This window comes from Vreelandella olivaria (genome assembly GCF_023507745.1).
Classification (GTDB): domain Bacteria; phylum Pseudomonadota; class Gammaproteobacteria; order Pseudomonadales; family Halomonadaceae; genus Vreelandella; species Vreelandella olivaria_A.
On the sequence record NZ_JALPZO010000046.1, the window covers coordinates 1 to 759 of the forward strand.

Consider the following 759-nt stretch of genomic DNA (forward strand, 5'->3'; position numbering starts at 1 on the left):
CTCACCAGACCACGATTATTGTCTACCGTTTTACCGAAAATATTGCTGAGGAGTGTTCCTGGAAGCCACAAATGGATGCCGTTAAGCCATTTCTGAAGTGGTCGGCGATTATTTTAATGCCCATTGTGGTAATCCTTATATTGCAGGACCCCGCGTTTGTGATTGCCGGTATCGGGCCGCTGGGCATGGGCCTAATGGCTTGGATGATGGGAACCTCTAAAAGTTATCAAGATATGGTTCGAGATAGTCGCCATGACGAACTAGATTGGCGAAAAACCGACAAGATATACCTTTACCCAGGAAGAGACATTATTGGGCTAAATATACCATGGTATCATCCCGAAGCTAAAGAGATTATACCGGAGGGAATCAGAGAAGTTTATTGCAAAAAAGGGGAGAGAAAAGAAATTTTAAATTTCTTTAAAAATAGACTACCCAATATAGAGATCGTTGAGGAAAAGTTTATTTTATAGCAACTTTTCTTTCGAAAAAATTAGCTTAGAGGATAATTAAGGGAGAGCCGGGGTATCAGTGTACCGACCCGTTTTGCACTGACGGTTCCCCTCACCTCTAACGCACAAGGATAAGTGTATGTGGTTTATGCAACCCCAGCAGGACTATATCTCCCAAATCCCCTGGAAGCATGCCGATGAACCAGCGCTAATAAGCTGGCAAATCCGGGCACGTAATTATAATACCTTTGTTGCAAACATACTTTTTAGCGTTTTAGCATTCATTAGCTTAGGGTGGGCATATTTT

General features: G+C 42.4%; 1 pseudogene. It reads left to right on the plus strand.

The features are described 5' to 3' along the window. A pseudogene (locus HP566_RS03950) lies at nt 1-473 on the plus strand (hypothetical protein); the annotation flags it as partial. Nucleotides 474-759 lie beyond the last annotated feature (286 nt).